This is a genomic window from Arcticibacterium sp. (assembly GCF_055134445.1).
In genome coordinates this window covers 1-8,047 of sequence record NZ_JBSRVI010000080.1, presented here as the reverse complement: position 1 = coordinate 8,047, position 8,047 = coordinate 1, and the positions used below count along the sequence as shown (strand labels likewise).

At 38.8% G+C, this 8,047-nt stretch carries 3 protein-coding genes; all 3 read left to right on the top strand.

Going from position 1 to position 8,047, the window contains the following annotated elements:
* Positions 1–915: 915 nt before the first annotated feature.
* Entirely contained in the window at positions 916–3,921 is a 3,006-nt protein-coding gene (locus ACTBZY_RS10320) for a SusC/RagA family TonB-linked outer membrane protein (RefSeq protein ID WP_463046254.1), read from the top strand.
* A 31-nt stretch (positions 3,922–3,952) separates the two neighbouring features.
* Positions 3,953–5,464 (top strand): RagB/SusD family nutrient uptake outer membrane protein, encoded by a 1,512-nt coding sequence (locus tag ACTBZY_RS10315; RefSeq protein WP_463046253.1) that lies wholly within the window; start codon positions 3,953–3,955, stop codon positions 5,462–5,464.
* A gap of 109 nt (positions 5,465–5,573) precedes the next feature.
* The coding region (locus ACTBZY_RS10310) for a VCBS repeat-containing protein (RefSeq protein WP_463046252.1) at positions 5,574–8,047 on the top strand (2,474 nt) is incomplete at its 3' end.

Here is an 8,047-nt window from a genome sequence, read left to right as displayed (position 1 = left end):
TAACAATCGCTTCATTGAAAGATGTTAGTTACGATGCAGTCATCTGTTCCCCATATATTTTTCCAATAGTGAGATAAACCGCATCCAAAACCCAATCTCTTAACCGACTGTAATCCATACTAGAGGGCTTTCCTCTCAGCATTTATCAAAATGTTACCGGACAATACTAAGAGCCATCTAACAGCTCCTTTAAAGTTTATGCTATATCAAGCAAAAGCCCTCCATACGCAATCAAGAAAGCACTTCTCCCCAAAAATCACATAGACAAAAACAATTGCAGCACTCATTTAGCCACTAACTGACACATCAACATTTCCCTACCAAACCTGACTACTAGGCCCCTAACTTCTAATCCTTACTTCATACATGCTCCTGAATAGTATTCTAAAACATCATAATAAAAATATAGCCATTAATAATGCGAAAAATAGTGTCATCAAAAAAAGTCCATCATTAAAATAGGAGATTGAAAAACTAAAAAAACACAACGTTCGCTAAAATTCAGAGCGTATCAAATCCCCAAACGCTCTTCATAAAACCACCTTTTAACTTGAAATAACCCATAAAACACCACTGTCAAGTTTTTGTCGAGTAGTATTATTATGTTTTTTCTTAGCCATGTGCAATGTTTGCCAATATTATTATGAATGGCAATTGCGGATACATCATCTATAGGCCTTAAAACTTTAAAAGAAACAAGGATGGTAATAAAGTGCTATGTGTTGCTAATTCAAGCTCACTTGTACAACTAACTATTATGTTGCTTTGTCATGAAATTATTTAACGAAAGTAAGAATTTGAAGTTTCTAGAGAAATTAAGGAGAAATCTTCTATAGAAATAAATAATCCCGAAATAAAAAACAACCTACCTGAGCCTTTAAAACTGTTTAAAACTTTAACAAAAAATCAATTTTTATGAAACAAAAATTACCCTATTTGAAGCAAAGAAAATCAGCTTTACTGCTTGGTCTACTTCTGCTTTTTGGAACATTAGCTTCATACTCTCAGAAGATTAATGTAACCGGTAAAATCACCGACATGGAGAATGCTTCACTTCCTGGAGCCAGTGTTTCTCTAAAGAATTCATCGATCGGAACTATTGCGAATGCGGACGGAAGTTTCAGCATTTCTGCCAATCAAGGTGACATTCTAGTTTGTAGCTTTATTGGGTATACTACTCAAGAAGTCACTGTAAATAGTTCTATCATCAACTTCAGCATGAAAGCCTCAGAAAATAGCTTTGATGAAGTGGTAGTAGTAGGTTATGGAACAAGAAAGAAAAGCGACCTAACGGGTTCTATCTCTCAGGTAAGCTCAAAAGACTTTAAAGAACAACCGCTTACTAGGATTGAAGATGCACTTCAAGGAAGAGCTGCAGGTGTAAATGTAAGTCGTTCTTCTGGTAGCCCAGGAGGAAACATTAAAGTGAGGATACGTGGCGTTAACTCTATCACGGGAAACAATGATCCACTGGTCGTTATTGATGGAATTATTGGTGGAGACCTTGGTTCTCTCAATCCAAATGACATAGAGTCTATGGAGGTATTGAAAGACGCTTCTGCCACTGCTATTTACGGTTCTAGAGGTTCTAACGGTGTTATTTTGGTGTCTACTAAAAAGGGCTCTGATAAATCAACCTTAGATGTAGAATTCTTTACTGGTATTTCTCAAATCCCAAAGTTCATTGAAACCCTTTCCGCATCAGAATTTGCGACCTTAGAAAATCAGAGAAGAATTAACACCGGTGGAGCCGCGGCAATTCCAGATAGCGAGATTGCCACTTTAAGATCTACAGGAGGAACAGACTACCAGCGAGAAGTATTAAGAACTGGAATTTCACAGAATTTCCAAATGTCTACAAGCGGAAGAACTGGTAAAATGAGCTATTTCATGTCAGGTAATTACATGAACCAAGAAGGTGTACTTATCACGACCAATTATAGAAGATTAAGTGGTAGAGTTAACTTAAACTCTCAAATAACAAACAAACTTAAAATAGGTTTTAACCTATTTGGAACCAATCAGAAAAGTCATAACGACATTGATGATACCAGAGAATATCAAGGAAGTATGTTTGTAAGAGCCTTAACTTGGGACCCTACTACACCTATTAGAAATGATAATGGCGACTACAATAATTTCTCTAACAGAGCTTTCTTACACTTAGGGTATAACCCAGTGGCTGCAATGAATCTGAGAGATAACAACAGAAACGTAGATAGAATTAATGCTAACCTAAATCTTTCTTACGACCTACTAGATAACCTAAACTTCACGGTGGTGGGTGGTGCTTCTTCTATCAATAATACAAATGAAAGCTACAGAACCGACCCTCCTTTTCCTAACGCAGGTTATGGAGCTAGCCTGAGCCAAGGCATTCAAATGAGTAATATCCTTTCATGGAACAAAAAAATAGGAATTCATGATCTTAAACTAACAGGTCTTTATGAAATCCAACAAGGCGTTTCAAGATATAATGGATACAATGCCAATAACTTAATTGTACCAGGAGGCTTCTATTTGGCTGAATTAAATTCAGCAACTGCTATTAATAACGATTACAGCAAATCTGGTATAGAGTCGTTTATGGCTCGTGCAGAGTATATCTTTGATGAAAATTTACTTCTAACAGGGACTGTAAGAAGAGACCGCTCTTCACGTTTCAGAAAAGGTAACGATGTTGGAGTTTTCCCTTCTTTAGCTCTAGCTTACAATCTTGGAAACTTAGATTTTCTTCAAAACGGTGGTGCTATTTCTTCCCTTAAACTTCGTGCAGGATGGGGACAAGTAGGTAACCAAAATGTGGCTCCTTATGTAACCTACCCTAGTGTTAACATAAATCGCCCTTACCTTTTTAACGGTGGTACATTAATTCCAGGTTCTTCTCCTGGAGGTTACGGAAACCCAGATTTAACATGGGAAACTACCACACAGACTAACATAGGAGTAGACATGGGTCTGTTTAACCAAAGGTTAAATTTAACAATAGATGCATACCAAAAGAACACCACGGACTTATTGCTTCAAGTACCAGTTCCAGATTTCGCTGGTGGTGGCTCTATACTTAAAAACGTTGGTGAGGTAGAAAACAGAGGTCTAGACATCGCCATTGACGGTGTTATCTTAAACAAGAACGATTTCAAATGGAACTCTACATTAAGTGTTTCTTTCGTAAAGAATAAAGTAGCCAGTCTATTTGAGGGAAGACAATCAGTTATCGGTTCATTTAATAACATTGACGGTAGTGGAAGAGCTCTAAACTTTATTGAATTAGGACAGCCAATTGGTCAGTTTTACGGAGAAACATTCCTTGGAACTTGGAAAACCTCTGAAGCTGAGCAAGCCAAGATATACGGTCAAAAACCAGGTGATGCTAAATATCAAAGAGGTGCCGATGGCAATATTACTCTCGGGGCTATCGGAAATGGTACACCTACATTAAGCTGGGGTTTCAATAACACTTTCTCTTACAAAGGATTTGATGCCAATGTGTTCTTTACAGGTATGGGTGGTTTCCAAATCTTAAATGTAGTGGATGGTATTTTAGTAGGTGCCACAGGTAACCAAAGAAGCTTTTTCTCTCCTGTACAGCTTAACCAATGGACTCCAGAAAATGAAACAGAGATTCCTGCAGGTGGTCAAAACAGAACAGCTTCTTCTAGATATGTAGAGAAAGGTGATTTCGCAAGATTGAGCAACTTAAGCTTGGGTTACACAATCAAAACCATCCCAAATCTTTCTTCTGTTAAAGTATACGCCAGTGGCCAGAACCTGTTATTACTTACAAAATTCTCTGGATATGATCCAGAAGGTAGTGATATAGACTATGAAAATGGAAACAACGATACTGCAGCTGGTGTAAACGTAGGAGCTTATCCAAATGCTAGAGTAATAACGCTGGGTATTAAGGTGGGCATTTAAGAAGAAATTAATCTAAATAATTAATAAAGAGATGAAAAAAATAAAATTATATAAAAGTGCAAAACTGGGTATTGGTTTGCTGTTTGCCGCTTTTTGCATGTCTAGTTGCCTAGACCTACAAGAAGAGCCTGGCAAGTCAAGACTAGCACCTGGATCTTATTCAAATCAAGCTGAGCTTGAGTTAGGCGTAACGGGTCTTTATAGAATGTTGGCAAACTCTGCTGCCATGACAACCTTCCAAGTTGTTGGCTGGGGTGGAGATGACATGACCACACATAGAGCTTCCAATAAAGCAGACTTCAGAGAATATGATCAAAGAGCCGTATCTCCATTAAATGCTCGTTCTGCCACAAACTGGAGAGATATATATGCCGTAATACGTGCTGCAAACAGTGTACTTTTCAATTCTGAAGGCTTAGTACTTCCAAATAAAGCAACACAAGATGCTTTGATAGGCGAAGCGTATTTCATTAGAGGTATCATGTTTCATCAGTTAGAGCGAATACATGGAGAAATCCCGCTTCACTTAAGTGTAATTCCTGAAGTGGATATGGCCAAATCTCCTGTTTTAGAGGTTTACAAACAAATAGAATCAGACCTTAAAAAGGCTGAATCGCTTCTTCCTACCATTTACCCAGGCGTAAATGCAGGTGCACCAAGACCAAACAAAGGTACCGCTAGAGCGTTCATGGCAAGACTATATTTAGACTGGGCAGGTTTCCCTGTGAAAGATGCCTCTAAATATGCCTTAGCAGCCTCAACAGCGAAATCTGTTATTGACAATGCCGCTAGTCATGGTTTTGGGCTTGTTGAAAATCTTGAAAATCTGTGGACCCTTGCAGGTAGATTTAACAAAGAAAGTATGTTCACATTGGTATACTCTAAGGAAAATGGATTGAACAACCGTAAATTCGGGAAATTAGGTCACCCTGCGGACAAATTAGGATGGCAAGAAACTTTCGCTGAGATTAAGTATTTTGAAGATTTCCCTGAACAGCCTCGTAAAAAAGCCACCTATAGAACTGATTACAAATGGGAAGATTTCACGGACCAAGCAAACCCAGTTTTTAAGAAAATTGTTGGTCCTGAAGGAGATATCTCTTTAGACGATTTCAACACAAACAGAAACGATTACGTCATGAGATACGCAGAGCTCTTATTACTTTATGCAGAAGCATCTGGTAGAGCTGGTACCGTAACCGCAGACGCTTGGGAAGCACTTAATAAAATCAAAAGAAGAGCAGAAGGCTTACCTATGGACGCTGTCAGCAATAAAGACTATTCAAGTGCGAGTGGAAATATTGCCGACATTGCCTACCTAGAAAGGAAATGGGAATTAGCAGGTGAATACATAAGATGGAATGACTTGGTGCGTATGGAACAGGTTCAAACGGCATTGACGGCTCGTTCAAAAGTAACTTCTAAGAATTCTGCAGGAGTTACACTAACAGAACCAAACCCAATTGTGGGTTCTCTAGGGACGGATAACTACTTTGCTCCTATTCCTCAGAATGAAGTAAATCTAAATCCTAATCTTAAATAAAAGGACTATTTTGAGTTGGCCTATCGGCAGAATCCACCATTGGATTCTGCCGTTTTTATATTCAACCATTCCATCTGATTTTGTTACCTTAGCTCACTAATAAAACATTATGAGAAAGCTCTATTTTCTAGGACTACTGTCGATTTCTATCTGTTCATGCACCACTTCTTCGCAAGAAGAATCAATGATTTTTGAGGAAATAAAATCTTCGTACTCTGGTGTAAACTTTGTCAATAAAATAGAAGAAACAGAAGCTGCCAATTACTTCAAATATATGTACATGTATATTGGTGGAGGGGTGGCTGCAGCAGATTTTGATAACGATGGTCTGGAAGATCTATTTTTAGTATCCAATTCTCATGAAAGTAAGCTTTACAAAAATACAGGGGACTTTAAATTTGAAGACATTACAGAAACTTCTGGAATTACAAAACGGCCAGGCTTTGATGTGGGAGCGGCAGTTGCAGATGTCAATAATGATGGTTGGCTAGATATCTACATTACTAGAGGCGGCTGGGTGGAAGACAATGACGGCTTTGCCAACATGCTTTATATTAACAATGGCATATCTGTTTTGCCTGACGGCACAAAAGGAGTAACGTTCACAGAAAAAGCCAAGGAGTATGGGCTTGATGACAAAAACAGAGGTATTGCCGCAACCTTTTTTGATTATGACCATGATGGAGACCTTGACCTCTTTATGAGCAATACCCCAGACTTTGAAGACAAAGGCAATGTCGTTTTAGATCTAGAGAAAGTAGCCCTAGATCCCAAAACCTCCACACTTAAAGGCTCCGATAAATTATACAGAAATAACGGTGAGGGGCATTTTGAAGATGTCAGCAACTTCGCTGGTCTTAAACCCGATATCGGTTTTGGATTAAGTCCGCAGGTGGGAGATATTAACAATGATGGCTGGCTGGACATTTATGTTTGCAACGATTTCAGAATTCCTGATTTTGTATATATCAACAACCAGAACGGCACATTCACTGACCTTAGAAATGAGAAACTCAGACACATGTCATTTAACAGTATGGGCTCAGATATTGCCGATATTAATAATGATGGCATGATGGACATCTTTACCCTAGACATGAATCCAGAAGATTATGTGAGAGCCAAAACCACTATGGGAATGACCTCGCAATATCTTTTTGAGCTGATGGTAGACAAAAACTACCACCATCAATACATGCATAACATGCTGCAACTTAACAATGGTGATGGCACATTCAGTGAAATAGCCAATTTAGCAGGTACGGCTAACACAGATTGGAGCTGGGCATGCTTATTTGCAGATTTCGATTTGGATGGATATAACGACATCTATGTTACCAACGGCGTATTTAGGGACGTGATTGATAGAGACGTAAACGATGAAATCTTAAAAACGCTACGCTCCAGAGGTAAAAAACCCGATGACAAAGATTTTCTTGAATTTGTCAAAAAACTACCGCAACAAAAACTCAACAACTACTTTTTCAAAAACAACGGAGACCTCACTTTCAAAGACGTTAGCACACAATGGCTAAAACCTAAACCTACTTTTTCTAACGGAGCGGCATATGCCGATTTTGACAATGACGGAGACTTGGACGTCGTGGTCAGTAACTTAAATGATGAAACGACAATTCTGAAAAATAATGCCGTAGAAGAAAAAAAAGGAGATTTCCTGAAACTCAAAATTGAAGGTTCCGAAAGCAATGTTTTTGGCATTGGCTCCATCGTAAAACTATATCTTGATTCGGGTGAGATTCTGACCAGACAGTTACTCACTACGAGAGGATTCCTCTCATCCGTTTCGCAAATCATGCATTTTGGCTTAAACCCAAATGCAAAGATTACGAAAGGTGAAATCATTTGGCCAGATGGCAAAACACAGTCTTTAACCGAATTCAAGCATAATCAAACCATAATAATAAAATACAATCCTAGCAATATAAACACGGATACTCCGGAGATTGAAAAGAAGCTATTCGCAGAATTGCCCTCTTTATTTAAACACGAGGAGGTGATTTTTGATGACTTCAAATTACAAAGCCTTCTTCCGCAAAAGTATTCACAACTAGGCCCCTCACTGGCAGTAGCAGATATCAATGGAGACGGTAAAGACGACTTTTATATTGGTGGGGCAGCTAAGCAAGCGGGGCAACTGTTCATAGCCACCGAAGACAACAAATTTAAAGTTTCTCCACAAATCGATTTTGAAGTAGATAAAGCATCTGAAGACTCCGATGCTATCTTCTTTGATGCCGACGGCGATAAGGATTTAGACCTTCTGGTCTTAAGCGGCAGTGCAGAATACGCAAATGATTATACCGCACTGGTTCATAGACTATACCTTAACAATGGCAAAGGCGTTTTCGAAAGAGACTATATGCTTTTTCCGCATATTGGAGGCGTGGGAGCCGTAGTGAAGGTTAGCGATTTTGATAAAGATGGAGACCAAGATATTTTTATAGGGCAGAGAATGGTGCCCGGTTATTATCCGCTGGCTCCTGCTCATTATTTGCTTATTAATAATAACGGCATGTTTGAAGATATGGCAGCCTATTTTGCACCTGAGCTTCAAAATGTTGG